At 61.6% G+C, this 17,136-nt stretch carries 13 protein-coding genes; 4 read left to right on the top strand and 9 right to left on the bottom strand.

From position 1 onward, the window contains the following. Positions 1-4: 4 nt before the first annotated feature. The 4 genes from ACR9Y2_RS37230 to ACR9Y2_RS37215 all read right to left on the bottom strand — a co-directional run bounded on the left by ACR9Y2_RS37230 (position 5) and on the right by ACR9Y2_RS37215 (position 7,409). Complete coding sequence (locus ACR9Y2_RS37230) at positions 5-3,181, bottom strand: efflux RND transporter permease subunit (protein ID WP_435046988.1); 3,177 nt, start codon at positions 3,179-3,181, stop codon at positions 5-7. A 70-nt stretch (positions 3,182-3,251) separates the two neighbouring features. Next, positions 3,252-3,530, bottom strand: a complete 279-nt coding sequence (locus ACR9Y2_RS37225) for a hypothetical protein (protein WP_435046987.1) — start codon at positions 3,528-3,530, stop codon at positions 3,252-3,254. A gap of 151 nt (positions 3,531-3,681) precedes the next feature. After that, positions 3,682-6,009 carry a sigma 54-interacting transcriptional regulator gene (locus ACR9Y2_RS37220; protein WP_435046986.1) on the bottom strand — a complete coding sequence of 776 codons (2,328 nt, stop codon included), beginning with the start codon at positions 6,007-6,009 and terminating at the stop codon, positions 3,682-3,684. 125 nt (positions 6,010-6,134) lie between these two features. Beyond that, positions 6,135-7,409, bottom strand: coding sequence for an arabinose transporter (locus tag ACR9Y2_RS37215; RefSeq protein WP_435047246.1), 1,275 nt, complete (start codon positions 7,407-7,409; stop codon positions 6,135-6,137). A 280-nt stretch (positions 7,410-7,689) separates the two neighbouring features. Here ACR9Y2_RS37215 and ACR9Y2_RS37210 point away from each other — a divergent pair, with 280 nt between their 5' ends. Then, a complete protein-coding gene (locus ACR9Y2_RS37210; RefSeq protein WP_435046985.1) occupies positions 7,690-9,609 on the top strand; it encodes a PAS domain S-box protein in 1,920 nt (639 codons plus the stop codon). A gap of 142 nt (positions 9,610-9,751) precedes the next feature. On the opposite strand, the gene ACR9Y2_RS37205 is transcribed toward ACR9Y2_RS37210, so the two are convergent. Further along, on the bottom strand, positions 9,752-10,201 hold the full coding sequence (locus ACR9Y2_RS37205) for a DoxX family protein (protein ID WP_435046984.1): 450 nt from the start codon (positions 10,199-10,201) through the stop codon (positions 9,752-9,754). A 323-nt stretch (positions 10,202-10,524) separates the two neighbouring features. Between ACR9Y2_RS37205 and ACR9Y2_RS37200 the strand changes: the two genes are divergently transcribed. Further along, entirely contained in the window at positions 10,525-11,874 is a 1,350-nt protein-coding gene (locus tag ACR9Y2_RS37200; protein WP_435046983.1) for a glycosyltransferase, read from the top strand. Positions 11,875-11,877: 3 nt separating this feature from the next. Further along, positions 11,878-12,579 carry a mechanosensitive ion channel family protein gene (locus ACR9Y2_RS37195; RefSeq protein ID WP_435046982.1) on the top strand — a complete coding sequence of 234 codons (702 nt, stop codon included), beginning with the start codon at positions 11,878-11,880 and terminating at the stop codon, positions 12,577-12,579. Here the strand turns inward: ACR9Y2_RS37195 and ACR9Y2_RS37190 are convergent. Further along, on the bottom strand, positions 12,576-13,358 hold the full coding sequence (locus ACR9Y2_RS37190) for an HAD-IIB family hydrolase (protein WP_435046981.1): 783 nt from the start codon (positions 13,356-13,358) through the stop codon (positions 12,576-12,578). The genes ACR9Y2_RS37195 and ACR9Y2_RS37190 overlap by 4 nt on opposite strands. A 113-nt stretch (positions 13,359-13,471) precedes the next feature. On the opposite strand from ACR9Y2_RS37190, the gene ACR9Y2_RS37185 reads away from it, so the two are divergent. Continuing rightward, positions 13,472-13,753 carry a hypothetical protein gene (locus ACR9Y2_RS37185; RefSeq protein WP_435046980.1) on the top strand — a complete coding sequence of 94 codons (282 nt, stop codon included), beginning with the start codon at positions 13,472-13,474 and terminating at the stop codon, positions 13,751-13,753. 7 nt (positions 13,754-13,760) lie between these two features. Here ACR9Y2_RS37185 and ACR9Y2_RS37180 read toward each other — a convergent pair whose 3' ends face one another. The 3 genes from ACR9Y2_RS37180 to ACR9Y2_RS37170 form a co-directional block, all read right to left on the bottom strand. Continuing rightward, positions 13,761-14,204: a thioredoxin family protein gene (locus ACR9Y2_RS37180; protein WP_435046979.1), complete on the bottom strand. Its 444-nt coding sequence runs from the start codon at positions 14,202-14,204 to the stop codon at positions 13,761-13,763. 13 nt (positions 14,205-14,217) lie between these two features. Further along, entirely contained in the window at positions 14,218-15,627 is a 1,410-nt protein-coding gene (locus ACR9Y2_RS37175) for a M23 family metallopeptidase (protein WP_435046978.1), read from the bottom strand. Positions 15,628-15,765: 138 nt separating this feature from the next. Beyond that, on the bottom strand, positions 15,766-17,136 hold the full coding sequence (locus ACR9Y2_RS37170; protein WP_435046977.1) for a mandelate racemase/muconate lactonizing enzyme family protein: 1,371 nt from the start codon (positions 17,134-17,136) through the stop codon (positions 15,766-15,768).

Below are 17,136 nucleotides of genomic sequence, written 5' to 3'. Positions count from 1 at the left end.
TCATTTAAGCCTCCGCGGGCTTCCGATCGATTTCCGCGGCGTTGTTTTGATCCGGGGTGTTTTCGCCGCCGTGCAGCCAGGCAAAGACCGCGGGTACGAAGGCCAGAGTGGCCAGGGTGGCCAGCAGCAAACCGCCGATGACTGCGCGGCCAAGCGGGGCGTTCTGCTCACCGCCGTCACCGGCGCCCAGGGCCATCGGCACCATGCCGATGATCATGGCGGCGGCCGTCATCAGCACAGGCCGGAAGCGTGCTGACCCGGCTTCGATCGCGGCCCGGACCGAATTCCCATGAATGGCAAGCTGATCCTTCGCGAACGACACGACCAGGATGCTGTTGGCGGTGGCCACACCCATGCACATAATGGCCCCCATCAGAGCCGGCACGCTGAGGGTTGTGTGCGTGAAGAACAGGAAGAGCACAATGCCGGCCAGGGCCGCGGGCAGTGCGGTGATGATGATGAACGGGTCGAGCCAGGACTGAAAGTTCACCACGATCAGCAGGTAGACCAGTACGATGGCGAATCCAAGACCGGCCAGCAAGCCGATGTAGGAAGCGCGCATCGTCTGCAATTGGCCCCGGACATGGATGAAGCTGCCGCGAGGCAGCAGCGGCGCGTTCTGCTGCACAATGCGCTGCACGTCGCGGCCGGTGGCGCCCAGATCGCGGTCCTGCACTGCGCCGTAGATATCCAGCACCCGGCGGATGTTGTAGTGCGAGACCACGGCCTTCTCTTTGTTGCGCGTGATCGAGGCGACATCGGCCAGGATCTCGGGTCGTGTCATCCCCGCGGCGGTGATCGGAATGCCCTTCAACGCCTGCAGTGACTGCATCTGATATTGCGGTGTCTGGGCCACCATGCTGTAGTTCACGCCGTTCTGGTAGTTGAGGAAGAACATCGGCTGCGTCTGGAAGCTGCCGCTCAGCGTATTGAGGAGGCTCACTGCGACGTCGCGCTGGGTATAGCCGCCCTGCAACGCCTTCGTGCGATCCACCGTCACGTCGAACACCGGGTAATCCTCCGGCTGCTGGATACGGAGATCCGTCAAGCCTGGTACCTGGTGCAGTTGCTGCAGGATTCGATTGGCCACCTTGCGATTGCCTGGACCATCAGCGCCTTCGATCTGAATGTCGATGGGCGCGGGTAGCCCGAAGTTCAGGATTTGTGTGACGATGTCCGCCGGCAGGAAGGAAAACGTGGCGCCGGGAAACTCGTCCCTCAGCTGGGTACGCAGCTGCCGCACGTAATCTGCCGTGGGATGGTGGTTCTCCTTCAGCGAGACCATCACATCGGCATCGCCCGCCCCGATGGTGCCCGACACCATCCGTTGCAGGTTGAGCTGACTGTAAGGCAAACCGATGTTGTCGAGGATGGTGCCCAACTCATCGGCCGGAATGACGCCGCGGATCCGATTTTCCACCAGGTCGCACAGGCGCGCCGTCTCCTCAATGCGCAGCCCGCTCTGTGCTCGCACATGCAGAATGAACTGGCCGCTGTCCGTATTGGGGAAGAAGTCCTGCCCCAGGAAGGGAATCAGCGCGAAGGCCGCCAGACACGCGGCCAGGAACGTTGGGACGAACCATTTCCGAGCCGCCACGAGTTGCGCCAGGATCGCCCCATGGAAGCTCCGCAGCCGCTCGAAGGCGCGCTCGAAGGCCCGCTGGAACTGTACCAGTGGATTGCGGGAGGCGGCGCCGTGCTGTTTCCGCTTCAGCAGATACATCGCCAGGGTCGGTACCAGGGTTCTCGAAAGGAGATAGGAAGCCAGCATCGCAAAGACGACGGCCTCAGCCAGGGGGACGAACAGATAGCGCGCCACGCCACCCAGGAAGAACATGGGTAGGAACACGATGCAGATGCACAGCGTCGCGACCAGCGCGGGCAAGGCGATTTGTCCCGCGCCTTCCCGTATTGCGGTGTTCAGGTCGTGACCGTCTTCGAGAAAATGCTCGATATTCTCGATCGTGACGGTGGCATCGTCCACCAGGATCCCGACCGCCAGGGCTAGCCCGCCCAGCGTCATGATGTTGATCGTTTCGCCAAGTAAACCCAACGCTATGACAGAGGTCAGGATCGACAGCGGAATCGAAATCGCAATGATCAATGTGCTGCGCCAACTGCCCAGGAAGAGCAGAATCATCAGGCCCGTCAGCGCTGCCGCAATGACAGCTTCCCGGATCACGCCCGTGACGGCGCCGTGCACGAAGATCGATTGGTCGTTGAGCAGTTGCGTCCGGAACTGAGGGGGTAGGGTGGTCGCCACCTGCGGCAGCATCTTCCTCACACCAGATACAACATCGAGGGTCGACGACTTGCCCGATTTCACGATGGTGACCAGCACGCCGCGCTTTCCGTCCTGGCGGACGACATTCGATTGCGGCGCGAAACCATCCGCCACGTTGGCGACATCCCTCAGATAGACAGTCGAGCCGCCCACCTGCCTGATCGGGATGGTTTCCAGTTCATGGACCTTGCGCGGACTCGTATTCAGGCGGACGTCATACTCCGTCGGGCCGATTTTCGCGGTGCCGGAGGGCAGCACCAGGTTCTGCAGGCTGACGGCGGAGAGCAGGTCCTGCGGCGACAGGCCCTTCGACTGCAGCAGCCCGGCATTCATGTTGATCATCACCTGGCGCTGCTTGCCGCCGAAGGGGTAGGGGACCACCGCGCCCGGAATTGTCACCAGTTGGGTGCGCAGCAGGTTCATGCTCAGGTCGTTGAGCTGATCCTCGGAAAGACCCTCCCCGGAGACGCCCAATTGGAGGATGGGGACACTCGATGCATTGAGGTCGAGGATCATCGGCGGCTGGGTGCCGGGCGGCAACTGGCGCAGCAGGAACTGGGACGCAGACGATACCTGTGAGTTTGCAGTGTCCAGGCTGGCATGGGGCTGCAAGAACAGCTTGACCACCACGATGCCGTTGTAGGTGGTCGATTCCAGGTGTTCTACGTTGTCGACCAGCGCGGTCAGCGCCTTCTCATAGGGAGAGGTCAGGCGTCCTTCCAGTTCTTCGGGATTCAGTCCCGTATAGGTCCAGGCCACCGAGATGACGGGTATATCGATACTCGGGAAGATGTCCGTCGGTGTACGAAGCAGCACCACCGGAGCAATGATCAGAATCAGCAAAGCGAGCACGATAAAGGTGTACGGGCGATTCAGAGCAACATTGATGATCCACACGGGTTCAGTCTTTCCTTCCTGCGAAACTGGCGGATTTCCGGCCTGCGGGCGGGCCGCGCGGAAACCAGCCTCACTTCAGTTCCCTTTTGAGCGCGGAGAGAATGGACTTCATGTATGCGCGGCGGGCCAGCATGCGCGCTCCTTCGGCGGCCATGCGGCGCAGGACATTCTCACCCTCTGCATCCACCGAGATGACGTCTTCCAGGTCCACCACACAGACGCGCCCCGCGCGCGTCGGGCGAGCCTGTTCCCAGCGCCTTCTCAGATCGGCGGCCCACACGCCGCAGAGCCGCCCCTGAAGTGTCCACTTCTGTTGAAGCCGCGCATCCAAGACGATTGTTCGTAGCATCGGGCACTCACTCTGCCCATGCTTAATGCACAGCCGGGGCCAAAGCGGGGCTCTTGCGGGGTGCTGCTAAATAGTGGGGAAGATGGAGGTTTGCCGCATGGGGCAGGCGCCGTGACACGAAATGACAGTGTCACGGGCTGTCATGACACTGTCAGAAATGGTTGATGACAGTTCTCGGCGTGATATCCAGGCGCCGCATATAGGCAATCAGCGTGGTGCGCTTCATCCCGAGACGAGCGGCTGCTCCGTTGGCTCCGCCCACCTGTCCGCGGGCCTCTTTGAGAGCCTGCACTATCTGGTCGCGGTCCGGAGCCGTGGTGCCGTCGCGGGGAGATGGGGATGAGGCGGCCGCGCCGCCTGGTTTGCGCGGCTTGCGCGTTCGCCCGCCGTCGTCGAGGTCCGTCAGCGGAACTCGCAGCACCCCGCCGTTCGACAGGATGACTGCGCGCTCGATCACGTTCTGCAGTTCACGCACATTGCCCGGCCACTGATAACGAACCAGGGCCGCCATCGTTTCGGCGGGAATCGTCCGGATCGGCTTGTTCATTCGACGGCTGAACAACTCGGCAAAATGGCGGACCAGCAGCGGCACGTCCTCCGGCCGCTCCCTCAGCGCAGGCACGCGGATCGGAATCACGTTCAATCGGTAATAGAGATCAGGTCGGAATCGCTGCTCTCCCACCATAATGGCCAGGTCGCGATTCGTGGCCGCTATCAACCGCACGTCCGTGCGCAGCGTGCGCGAACTGCCCAGGCGCTCGAATTCCCGTTCCTGAAGAACCCGCAGCAGCTTCGGTTGCAGCTCGAGCGGGATCTCGCCCACCTCATCCAGGAAGATCGTGCCGCGGTTCGCGAGTTCGAAGCGTCCGATCCTTTGCGCAATCGCCCCGGTAAACGCACCCTTCTCGTGACCGAAGAGTTCGCTCTCCAGCAAGCCCGTCGGAATCGAGGCGCAGTTCAGCTTCGCGAACGCATTGGGGCGACGGGCGCTCAGGTTGTGGATGGCGCGGGCGATCAGTTCCTTGCCCGTGCCGGTCTCTCCCTGGATGAGCACGGTGGAGTCCGTCGGGGCGATGGCCTCTATCTGCCGCAGGACGCTGCGCAGCGCTTCGCTCTTGCCGACGATCTCTTCGAACATGGCGGTCTCGTCGATTTCCCGCCGTAAGGCCACGTTCTCTTCGTAGAGCTGGTCCCGCAGTTCCTTGATCTCTTCCAGTGCCTTTTCCAGGGCAGCTCTCGAGCGGCACTGTTCGGTCACGTCCATGTGGGTTCCGACAAACTCGACAACTTCTCCAGCGGCATTGACCACTGGATGGCCGGTCGCCTGAACTTGCCGGATCGACCCGTCATCGAGAACAATCCGGTACCCGCATTCGAAGTCGCTGCGGCTTTCGAGTGAACGGTGCACTGTGTGCCGCATCAAGTCCTGATCCTCTGGGTGGAGGCGGTTGAGAATGTCTTCCAGGCGGGATCCGCTCCCATTAGGATCGAGGCCGAAGATCCGGATACTCTCCTGGCTGAGAAAGACCTCGCCGGTTGCCACATTCCGTGCCCAACTGCCGGTGTGGCTCAGCCGCTGTCCTTCGGCCAGGTAAGCCTCACTGCGCCGCAGGGCGGCTTCCGCGCGTTTGCGTTCGCTGATATCGCGGTAGATGGCGTAGATGGCTGCCACCTCATCGCCCACCGACACTGGCGCGGCGATCAGCGAAACGTCCAGCAGGGTGCCGTCTTTCCGCTGACGCACCAGTTCCGCGTGTACTCGTTCGCCACGCTTCAGCGACGCGCGCATGGCTTCGGACTCAGCCCACCGGTCTGCCGGTACGATCAGCTCCATGATGCTTCGCCCAATCGCTTCTTCCGGTGCGAATCCGAAGAGCGTAGAGAACTCTTTGTTCACGCGCAGGATCCGATTCTCGATATCGCGCAGCACGATGGCTTCCGGCGCCAGTTCGAACAGCCGCTCGAGATGCGCCTTTTGCTTGCGCAGCTCCGTCTCGGACTGGCGCTGTTCCTCGTCCCGCAGCGCATTGTCCACGGCCAGCGCCACATGATCGGCAACCAGGGACAGGTAACGAACCTCGTCTTCGGAGTATCCGTTCTCCTCCTCAACCGCAAACAGAAGCGCGCCCAGCCTGCGGTGGGCGGTGGCCAGCGGAAGCAGGCAGGCGGACTGGACCCCATAGGTCCGATAGACCTCCATCATTCGGGGGAAGCGTGTCTCCCGATCCCGGGATGGAATCACCACTGGTTCGCCGCACCGGTAGACGTGCCGGGTAATAGTTTCCTCAGCCGGGAAGTCAGGAGGGAGGGCGAAGCCAGGTCCCCGCAGCGTCTCGAGCACCGGATTGTGGACCCGGTTACTCAGCTCGTCGTAAAGGTACAGCCCGAAAATGCTGAAATTGACGGCCGTTCTGAGTTCGTCCGCAAGAACGCGGAATAACTCCTTTGGGTCGCGATAGAAGTGGATGGCTCGCGACACTCTGGCAAGAGCCTCCAGCCGCTGCTGGAATGCCTGCTCAGGTCTTTGTCCAGGTTCCATTCTCGTGAGCCCTGCTTTCTCCCTCCCGCCGTCTTACTCGACGGGACGACGCCCTGGGGTAGAAATCATCCCGCAATTTCTTCCGCGACCGCCGATTGCGCGGACTGCGTTCCTTCCCTGGGGTAAGCCAGCACGGCGCCGGCCACAGCCATGGCCGCGCCGCCCAGGAAGATGGCCGCGTAGCCCGCGTGTGTCGCAACGATGCCCATGATTGGGCCGGTGACGGCGTACGAGACGTCCTGGAACGCAGCGAATGCACCCAGTGCCGCGCCGCGGCTTTCCTCCTTCGCCATGCGGACCACCTCCGTCCCCAGCGCCGGGAACATCAGCGAGCAGCCAAGCCCCGTCACCGCTGCGCCCGTAAGTGCCATCAGGGGTCCCTGCGCCTGCCATAGCAACAACTGCCCGACGGTTTCCACCGCCAGCGACACCCACGCCACGCGGTAGCCGCCCAAGCGGTCCGGCAGATGCCCGAACAACAGACGCACCAGGACAAAGGCGCCGCCAAATGCGCTCAATGCCAGCCCGGCGCCCCACCAGTTCCGCGAAATGAAGTAGAGCGAAATGAAGGCTCCAATGGATCCAAAACCAGCGCCCTGCAGCGCCAGAATGCCGCCGGGACGCAGGACGCTCACCACCACCTGCCGGAAGGGCACGGGTTGCCGCACCGCTCGGGTGGGAGCACGTTCGACATTGCGGATCACCGCCATCGCCAGCAGCGGCAGCAGGGTGACCGTGCAGGCCACCGCGCCAAATCCGAAGCGCGAATGAACAGCTAGGCCGATAGGGGAGCCGAGGGCCAGCGCTCCGTAAACCGCCATGCCGGTCCAAGACATTACGCGTCCTGCTCGCGACTGTCCCGCCAGGCCAATGCCCCATGTCAGGGTGCCAGTGATCATCAGGCTCTCGCCGGCGCCCAGAATGAGCCGGCCCGCGATGAGTACGAGCAGTTTCGTCCAGTTGGAGCCCGGCACGATGACCGCGGCCAGGTAGCATACGCCAGCTAAGCTGGAGATCGCCAACCCGCGCATGACTGCGCCACGCGCACCGTGTAGATCCGATCGCGTCCCGGCGTACTTGCGCGTCAGTACCGTCGCGGCGAACTGAATCCCCACCACCGTGCCGACGGCGAAATCGCCAAACCCCAGCGTGTCGTGCACGTACAAGGACAGCACAGGCAGCGGTATGCCGACAGTGAGGTAACACAGGAAAGCCGATAATGCGAGCCTCGCAAGGAAGGGTGGCAGGACGGCGGATGTGCTTGAATTGACAGGCTCGGCCTTGGTATCAGCGCCGATCAATGGCCCGCTCACCGGGCGCGCTGCCCCTGATTCCTCGATAAACGAATACATCCCATGCTTGGTTAGATGCATCGACCCGCCCGAACGTTGTTCCGAAGGTGGCTGAACTGCCCAGCACGCGCAATTCACCGTCCGGATGGCTCACAGGGGCCATTCGTTTACACACTGTGATCGGACCTGAGGCATACGCGACTCGTGTCCACCTGGATTCCAATTGCATTTCTCTCGATACGTGGCGACTTTGCCAGTCCCGTTGCTCAATCGGACTTATTTCTTGACTTTACCAAAGCGTAAAGTATACTTCGTCTGTTCTCTGCCAATGCCTGACGATCATAAAGAAGAGACGCGTCTCCGCGCGGTTGTCGACACTGCCGTCGATGGGGTGATTCTCATCGGCGCCCGCGGCGACGTCCTCATGTTCAACCCCGCCTGCGAGCGATTGTTTGGATACAGCAGGGATGAGGTGATTGGGCAGAACGTGAAGGTGTTAATGCCCTCACCGTTTCACGAGGAGCACGACGCCTACCTGGAGAACTACAACCGTACCGGCGAGCGCAAGATCATCGGTATCGGACGCAAAGTCGTGGGGCGCCGTAAGGATGGCTCCACCTTTCCGATGGACCTTTCCGTGGGTGAAGCAATCCAGGAAGGGGCTTCGATTTTCGTTGGAATCATTCACGACCTGACTGAGCGGGAGCGCAATGAACGTAAGGTGGCTGAGGCTGCGGCGCGCCTGCGGGCAGTGGTCGACACTGCCGTGGATGGTGTAATCCTCATCGGGTCCAGGGGCGACATCCAGATGTTCAACCCCGCGTGCGAGCGTCTGTTCGGCTACAGCCGCGAGGAGGTCATCGGCCAGAACGTTAAGATCCTGATGCCGGCACCATTCCACGACGAGCACGATCACTACCTCGAAAACTATCACCGCACTCGCGATCCTAAGATCATCGGCATCGGCCGCGAGGTGGTGGGCCGCCGCAAGGACGGTACCACCTTCCCCATGGACCTTTCCGTTGGCGAGGCGGAGCAGCACGGGGAACCCATCTTCGTCGGGATCATTCACGACCTCACAGACCGCAAGCGCACTGAGGAACAACTGGTGCAGGCTCAGAAGATGGAGACCGTCGGCCAGCTATCCGGCGGCATCGCGCACGATTTCAACAACCTGCTCACTGTGATGATCGGCAATGCGGAACTGCTGGCCGAGAAGCTCCGTGCCCGGCCTGATTTGCGCCAGTTCTGTGAGACCGTCATCAATGCCGGGGAGCGCGGTGCCGAACTGACGCGCCGCCTGCTTGCCTTCAGCCGCCGCCAGGCGCTGCAGCCCGTCACCATCGAGTGCGGGAAACTCGTCGAGGGGATGCGCGTCATCCTGCGCCGTACCCTCCGCGAAGACATCGAGATCGAGACCACCATCGACCGCCAATTGGCGCAGGCTTTCGCCGACCCGGCTCAACTGGAATCCGCGATCCTGAATCTGGCGCTCAACGCGCAGGATGCCATGCCGGACGGAGGCACCCTCACCATTTCAGCCACGAATGCCACCCTCGACCCGCGCTACCAGGATGAGCATCCTGAGGTGTTGCCAGGCGGTTACGTGCTGATTCAGGTCACCGACGATGGCACCGGCATGCCGCGCGAGGTCCGCGAGCGGGTCTTCGAGCCGTTCTTCACCACCAAGGAGGTTGGGAAGGGCAGCGGATTGGGGCTCAGCATGGTCTACGGCTTCATCAAGCAGTCCAACGGCCATGTGGCCATCTATAGCGAACCGTCGTTGGGAACGAACGTCAAGCTCTACCTGCCCATCGCAAAGCTCCAATCCCCCGCCGTGGCGCCCGAAGAAACGGAACAGGAAACCCCGCGCGGCTCCGGTACCGTCCTGGTGGTGGAAGACGACCCGTTCGTTCGTGGCTATGCCGTCGGCAGCCTCGAGAGCCTTGGCTTCCGGGTCGTGGTTGCTTCTGATGGCCGCGAGGCCTTGGTCAAGCTCGCCAGCCACGGCGCGGAGATCGACATCCTCTTTTCCGATGTGGTGATGCCCGGCGGCATTAGCGGCTGGGAACTGGCTGAGCGGGCGCAGGAATTGAAACCGGGCCTCCGCATCCTGCTCACGTCGGGCTATCCGTTGGAAACAATGAACAGCCGGGTACCGCACATGACCCGCTGGTCGATCCTCAATAAGCCCTATCGCAAGACCGACTTGGGCCGCCGGTTGAGCCAGATTCTGGAATCCAGCTAGCGCAACTGGGCCATAAAATATCAATCGCACTAGATTCACCGAGAGAGCATTTCCTGATAATGCATGACTCTCCGCCGACTATGGGGCAATCTGTGCGCCATTTTCAGCGGACCACTCTTGAGGCTGGGATCGCGTGCGGGATTCAGGCAAACGCATCCAACGCGATTGCGGCCAGGGCAGCCACAAATATCACCTGAAGTGCCGTGCGCAGCCACAAAGCTGTTGCCGCTTGGCCGCCAATGCTCAAGTGCTCCCGAGCCGCCCGGATGTTGGCCGGGAACATCGCCAGCAGGAGAACGGCCAGGCAGGCGGCCGACAAACGCGCGGTCGTTGGGAGCAGGAGTCCGACAGCCCCCAGAATCTCCAGGTAGCCCGTCAAGGTCACGATCACGTCCGGTCTCGGGAACGCCGGGGGGACCATGCGGATGAGGTCCGGCCTCCGCCTGCCCCAATGCGCCGAAGCCGTCAACAGGAACATTGCTGCCAGTCCTCCCCGCAGGCAAAGGCCCCAATTGGCCAATGCGTCCACGCCTAGAGCGCCCAAACCCCTCAGTAGAAGTGTCACGGAGAGTAAAACGATAAAAATGGTCATGTCGCCCTCCAATGTATCCAGTGGAAACATTACTACAAAGCTGGAATGTTGCGTTTCCCGCGATGCTGGTCCAGCGGTTCACCCGGCAGCCAAAGCCGCGGCCGATCAGGCGTTTCGCCATTTGCTCGCTTTAGCGGAGGATCTGAACCGGGCAGGACTGCTCGCCCTCCGTCAGACGGGGTATACAGGATTTCCCGTCATCTTCTACTCCCTACCCTGTATTCCCGCCACCGGCCCCAACCCCAAAACTGGAGATAGACCAGTTGGGCTCGTGTCCTTGCTTCGCGAGGATGCCTGGGCCTCGTGCTGGTCGAAACGAAGCCATGGCCAAAATCGTAATACCCGATTCCGCGCAGGCCGCGTTGAAGGAGCTCAAAAGCGCCGACATCGTCGTGGGCATCCCCAGTTACAACAACGCGCGCACCATCGGCCATGTTGTGCAGGCGGCCCACGCCGGGTTGCTCAAGTATTTCCCACAATATACGGCTGTCATTGTGAATTCCGACGGTGGTTCCAGCGATGGCACCAGGGACGTGGTTCTCTCCGCCTCCATGCAGGATGCCCGCCTGCTGATGCTCTCCACCCCGGTGAAACCTGTGAACCGCCTCTCCTTGCCGTATCACGGCATTCCGGGGAAAGGCTCTGCGTTTCGCCTGATCTTCCAGATTGCCTCCAATCTCGGCGCGAAGGCGTGTGCGGTAGTCGATTCCGACTTGCGCTCCATTACGCCGGAGTGGATCGACTTATTGCTGCGGCCTGTCGTCCATGCCGAGTACGACTTCGTCGCGCCTTACTATCACAGGCACAAGTACGACGGCACCATCACGAACAGCATCGTTTACCCGTTGACCCGCGCCTTGTATGGCCATCGCCTCCGCCAGCCCATTGGCGGCGATTTCGGGGTTTCGCTCCGGCTGCTGCGCCGCTATCTCGAGCGCGACGACTGGGAGACGGATGTCGCCCGCTACGGCATTGATATCTGGATGACCACCGTGGCCGTGGCCGAGGGCTTCCGCGTCTGCCAGAGCTTCCTCGGCGCGAAGCTACACGATGCCAAGGACCCCGGCTCCGATCTCAGCGCCATGCTCCAGCAGGTGGTCGGTAGTGTCTTTACCTTGATGCAGGAGTACGAGCCCGCCTGGAGCCGCATTTCCGGCAGCCAGGACATCGACCTGTTCGGCTTCCGCTATGACGTCGGCCTGGATCCCATCGAGGTCAACCTCGACCGGATGCTGGTCAGCTTCCGCCGCGGCTGCGAGGAGCTGAAGGAAGTCTGGCAATTGGCGCTGTCCCCCGAAACCCTTGAGCAGATAGACGCGCTGGCCATGGCGACTGCGACCCCGGCTGCCTTCCATATCGAGGATGAGTTGTGGGTTCGCCTGATCTTCGAGTTCGCCTGCGCCCATCATAAGCGCCGCCTGGATCGGGGTACCCTGCTGCGGTCCCTCACCCCGCTGTATCTGGGTCGAGTGGCCTCGTTTGTGATTGAAACACGCGACCTGACCGCGCCCGAGGTGGACCAGCGTGTCGAGAATCTGTGCCTGACCTTTGAAGCTTTGAAGCCGCGGCTGATCGCGCAGTGGTCCGGCGCACCGGGTCCGACGCCGAAATCCGTTCCGGAAACAGTGCTCCCGCAACACGTTGCCGCCGGCCAGAAAGAACTGGAGGTTTAACCCATGATCCGTACTCTACAGGAAGTGCTGGAAAGGGTCATCGCCCGCTTCTACACCCAGATCACCACTTATCTGCCGCCCCTCATTGTGGCCGCGGCCATCCTCGTCCTCGCGTTCCTACTAGCGAAGTTCTGTCAGTGGCTGTTGACTCGCCTGTTCAAAGGCGTCGCGTTCGACCGTTTCCTTCGCGAGACGGGCATCAGTTCGGTGGTCGACGACTCCGGCCATCTCCATGGGGTGTCTATTGCGGCCGAATGCATATTCTGGCTTGTCTTCGCCGGAGGAGTGCTCTCCGCGCTGAGTGTCTTTGACACCAAGCTCACCACTCAATTCGTCGAGACCGCGGTCTTCCTCTTCCCCAAGGTGGTCACCGCCGGGGTGATCGTCCTCGCCGGTATCTGGCTGGGCCGCTACTTCGGCCGGGCCATCCTGGTTTGGGCTCACAACGAGTCACTACCGCACGCGCGCCGGATTGCGGCCGGTGTCCGGGCCCTCGTGGTCTGTATTGCCATCGTGGCAGCCTCAGACACCCTGGGCTTCGCTCCCAACGTGTTCCTGGCCGCTTTCATTATTGTGGTCGGTGGAGCAGCGCTGGCGGCCAGCCTGGCCGTTGGGCTGGGTGGGCGCCAGACGGTGCAGCGCTTCATGGAAGAAGACACGCGCCATGCGGCCGAACCGGAGGAGCCGCTGTGGCGTCATCTCTAACTGCGGTCCGCGAATAGCCCCAGAATGGCCTCGTTCCAGCCGGCCGGTCCGCTCTTTGCGGTCACCTGGCCTGCTGGTACGGCGGCCCGCAGCGTTTCCACGCGGGGTGAGCGAATCAGTACCGGGTGATCGACCATCTTCAGGAACTCCACGTCGTTGAGGCCGTCGCCCAGCCCGATGGTTTCCACGGGGCCGGTTTGAGCCTGGTAGAGCTCCAGCAGGCGGCGTACGGCAGCAGCCTTGTCATTCTCGCCGAGGATATGGTGGAACCGGCCTCCGCGCGTCGTCCGGTAACCTTGCGCGCCGATCGCCTGGATGAGCTGCCGTTCGCGCGACGCATCCCGCAGTATAAAAGGCTCGTCATATTGCCGCTGCTTCGCCAAGGCGGCCCTTTCGACGGGCATCTCACAGATCTCCGCGATCCTCTCGACGCTCCAGTCGGCGAAGCCTTCCACCCGGCAGCCGCTCTCCACACTCGCCGCGCGTAGAGCCGCGACCAGGTCCGGGTATGGTGTCCCGAGAATCATCTCCCGGCCGCCTCCCTGGGTGCCCAATTGACCGGGGGGGATGATGACGGCTCCTCCATTCTCTACGACATAAGGGTGAGGCAGCCCCATCTGTTGCCGCCATTCGTCCGTTTCCGCCGCCGTCTTGCTGGTGCAGAGAATAAGGGGAATGCCCTTTCTTTTCAACAGCTCCAGCGCCTGCTCCGCTTCACTCCAGGCGTAAGTGTCGTGGTCCAGCAGCGTCCCATCCAGGTCGCTGATCACAATCCTCATCTCTTTACAGTAGGAGCCGGAGCCGTCCATTGTCGAATCCCCAGGTGGATTAAGCTTGCGAATCTGCTCCACATTTAGCTATGCTCAGCATGTCCAGAGGATAGGTCCTTTCGATGGATACGGCAAACGGAACTCCAGAGCCCAACCGTGAAGCGCTGCGTCAGCGGCTGCAGGCGGCATTCCCGCGCATCCACCTGGAGTTTAATCTGGAAACGCAGAAGTGGTTTCCAAAGAGCGGTTTGCACGGATCCCGGTTTCTTGGCCACGCGGGATTGAGCGACAGCCAGGCCGTCTGGCTGCTGGAGAACCGCAGCAAGGTGTCGGAAGTGGATGTGCTTCTGGAGCGCTATCCCGAGACCGTCGACGGGCACTCGGCGGATCGTCGTTCAGCTTGAAGCGGCACTACCGTTTCGGCGCCCAACTCTTCAGGAAATCGTTAAACCGTTGTAGGTTGTAACCTTTCCCCTCTTCCAAGACATCCGTCTCCTGGGACCGAAGCAGCTTCCCGTTACAATCCAGAACAATCAAGTGGGGATAGCCCTCGATCTTCGGGTACTGGGCGAGGAACTCCTTGTTCTCGTTCTCGGGGCTGAAGTTCACCTTCAGGAATACGAAACGGCTCTCCCGGAACGCGAGCAACTCGGCATTTGCGGCGAAGAAGCGATCCAGACGATGGCACCAGCTGCACCATTCGCCGCCGACATCCAGCAACACGTGCTTATTCTCCTGGCGGGCCCGCTCCATCGCTCGTTTCAGGTCTGTCGCCGGATTCGCCTTCGGATCATAAGGACCTTCGGCTCCGAACAGACAAGCGGCCAGGAAGATCAGGACTAATCTGCGCTGCATACCCGGCAGTCTATCACCGCCGCTTACGTTGCTTCTTCTGCGTATGGCCCACCTGCTTGGGCCCGGCTTCCGATGTGTCCTTTGTCGTCTCGGAGCTTGCACTGCCGGATGGCGCGGGATTCAGCTTGCTCATTACTCGGTCTTTAATCCAGTGGGCGTCCCACCACTCAATGGGATTCACCTGTACGCCGTCGATTTGCATTGAGAAGTGCAGATGGTCACCGCCCGCGAGACCCGTGGCGCCGCTGCGCCCCAGTTCTCCACCACGCTCCACCATCTGGCCTTTGGTGACCTCGATCTTGCTCAAATGCCCATAAATGGACTGCAGGCCGTACCCGTGGTCCACCACCACGCAATTGCCGTAAATGCCCAACCGGTCGGCCCAAACCACTTTGCCGGAGTTCGAAGCGACCACGGGCGCCTGCTTCACCTTCGACAGATCAAAGCCCAGGTGAACCTGCTCGTCCACCTTCTTCCCGTTGTACTTGTACGTCCGCACGTCGGCGAAGAAAGCCTCGACCTTGGAGTTCGACAACTGCTGGAAGGGCGGGGTCCAGAGCATGCGTTTTTCCGACTGGTTGCGCAGATCGGCGAGTGTTTTGTTGTTCTGTTTACGAAGCTCGCCGTTGATACGCAGGAAGCGGTCCAGCATGCTGCCTGTCCCGCTGGGATCGATCTCGCTGACCGCCTTCTGCAGGAACTCATCGGACAGGTCCAACTCCCTCTTTCTAAACTTCTTCGCGTGCATTTTCACCCGGAACGGCGCGGTCACCTGCTGCCCGCCCGGGTTGCTGGCATACACCAGCGGCCGCGTATCCGCGGGCACATCCCAGGGGAAGCCGAACAGGCAGAACCTGTCGTTTTCGCTCTTGGCACCCGGCATGGGGAAGCTGTGGAACCGGTAGTTCCCCACCATGACACCGGACTCTGTGTAGTAGCCGGAGACCGTGAAGGTTACCAGTTCGGCACCGCCCTGATTGATGATGTGCTCCAGGTCGTCCACGCTGAGCCTGGGCGGTTCCATGCTGATGAAGACGTCGTAGCTTTTCGTGTCACTGGACGATCGCAGGTCGTTGGCGGCCGCCTCCACCACGAGCTTCGCCGGCCCACCCTGGAAGCCCTGCTCCTTCTTCGCGGTCAGGTGCAGTGTCTGTGTCGAGGGAGCCAGGTGCTTCTTCCAGAACATCCAGCGGTCGGCCGGCTGTTCCTGTGTGGCCACGCTGCGCGCCTGGCCCTGTGTGAGGACCATCGTCACAAAACGAACCCCGTGCGGACTCGTCACTTTTACTGCTATCTGGTTGTCTACCCCCAGGCCTTTGGGCGCCGGAGTGAGCTCCAGCGTGGGGGCCGTCGAGAGGAAGAACAACGTCGCTGGCGCGGCCAGCAGCAGAACCACAAGAACAATCAGCAGGACGTATTTCACACTTCCAGCTTACTCATGGCTTGGGGCGCAAGAAATGCGAAGAGATGCGGGGGTGTGCTAGCAGGGCGAAAGATAAGGCGGGAGCGGGCGGTGGAGCCCTTCGCAGACTGGGCGGGAGCTCCACCGGTTGGCGGCCGTCTAGCTGTACAGGCGGTCCCAGCTCCGTTCGTTGTTCCAGTTCTCAGTGGGCTCGAAGTAGCCCGTCCCCGGCGCGAGGTGCTTCTTTACCTCATCCGGATTGGGTTCGACACCCAGCCCAGGCTTGTCCGGCACCACGGCCCAGCCCTTGTCGTAGATAGGCTGTTCGTTGCCGGTGACCAGATTCTTCCACCACGGCACATCCACCGAGTGGTTCTCCAGGGCGATGAAGTTCTCGGTCGCGGCCGCGCAATGGATGTTGGCCATGAAGGAGATGGGCGTGCCCGCGAAGTGCATTGCCATGCCATGACCCAGCTCCATCGCCACGTCGCCGATCTTCTTCGTCTCCAGCAGGCCTCCGGAGGTCGCCAGATCGGGCTGGATCAGATCCACTGCGTGATTCCGGCAGAGTTCGATGAACGGCTCCTTCAGGTAGATGTCCTCACCGGTCAGGATCGGGATATCCACCGCATTGGTGATCTGCTTGAGCAGCTCAGTCTGCGTCCAGGGAACCATGTCTTCCAGCCAGGCCATGTTGTACTTGGTGAGGCCCTTGCCCAGGCGGATGCATGAATTCACACCAAGATGTCCGAAATGATCGGCAGCGAGAGGAATGTCCCACCCGACCATTTCACGGATCTGCCCGACGTAGTCGCACATCAGGCCGATGCCCTTCTCAGTGATCTCCATGCCGGTGAACATGTGTGGCACCAGTGTGGCAGAGCGCTGATTCGTACCCAGCGGAGCCGAGACGCAGCCGGGGATGTTCTCCACCAGATCCACGCCCAGGTCCATTTTGAGGAACGTGAACCCTTCGTCGCGGCGTTTCCTCAGGCGCTCGCCATAGACTTTGGGGTCGTGGGATTCCGTCGTGTCACAGTACAGGCGGATCTTGTCGCGGAACTTGCCGCCCAGCAACTGGTACGCGGGCACGTTGTAGGCCTTGCCCGCCAAGTCCCACAGCGCCATCTCGACGCCGCAGACGCCGCCGGCCTGCCGTGCGTGGAAGCCGAACTGTTTGATCTCGCGGAAGATCTTGTCCACATTGCAGGGATTGCGGCCCAGCAGCCGCGATTTCAGCATCAGGGCGTAGGTGACGCTTGCGCCGTCACGCACCTCGCCATAGCCGGAGATGCCCTGGTTCGTGTCGATCCGGATAATCGGCGCCCGCATGGGCGCGCCAATCACGTGGGCAAAACGGAGGTCCGTGATCTTCAGATCCGACGGCTTGCCAGCGGTTTTGACGTTATTCTGATAGGCCTCGATCGTGTCATTCGCCCAAAACGTGCCCAGGGCGGCCGTTCCGGCGGCGCTCCCCAGGAATCCGCGGCGGCTGAGGCCGCGCCGGTTCTTCCACCATTTTCGAGTCAT

The organism is Paludibaculum fermentans (assembly GCF_051172195.1).
In the GTDB taxonomy this organism is placed as follows: domain Bacteria; phylum Acidobacteriota; class Terriglobia; order Bryobacterales; family Bryobacteraceae; genus Paludibaculum; species Paludibaculum fermentans_A.
Note: the sequence above shows the minus strand (reverse complement) of the source record. Positions and strands in the feature narration are given on the sequence as shown.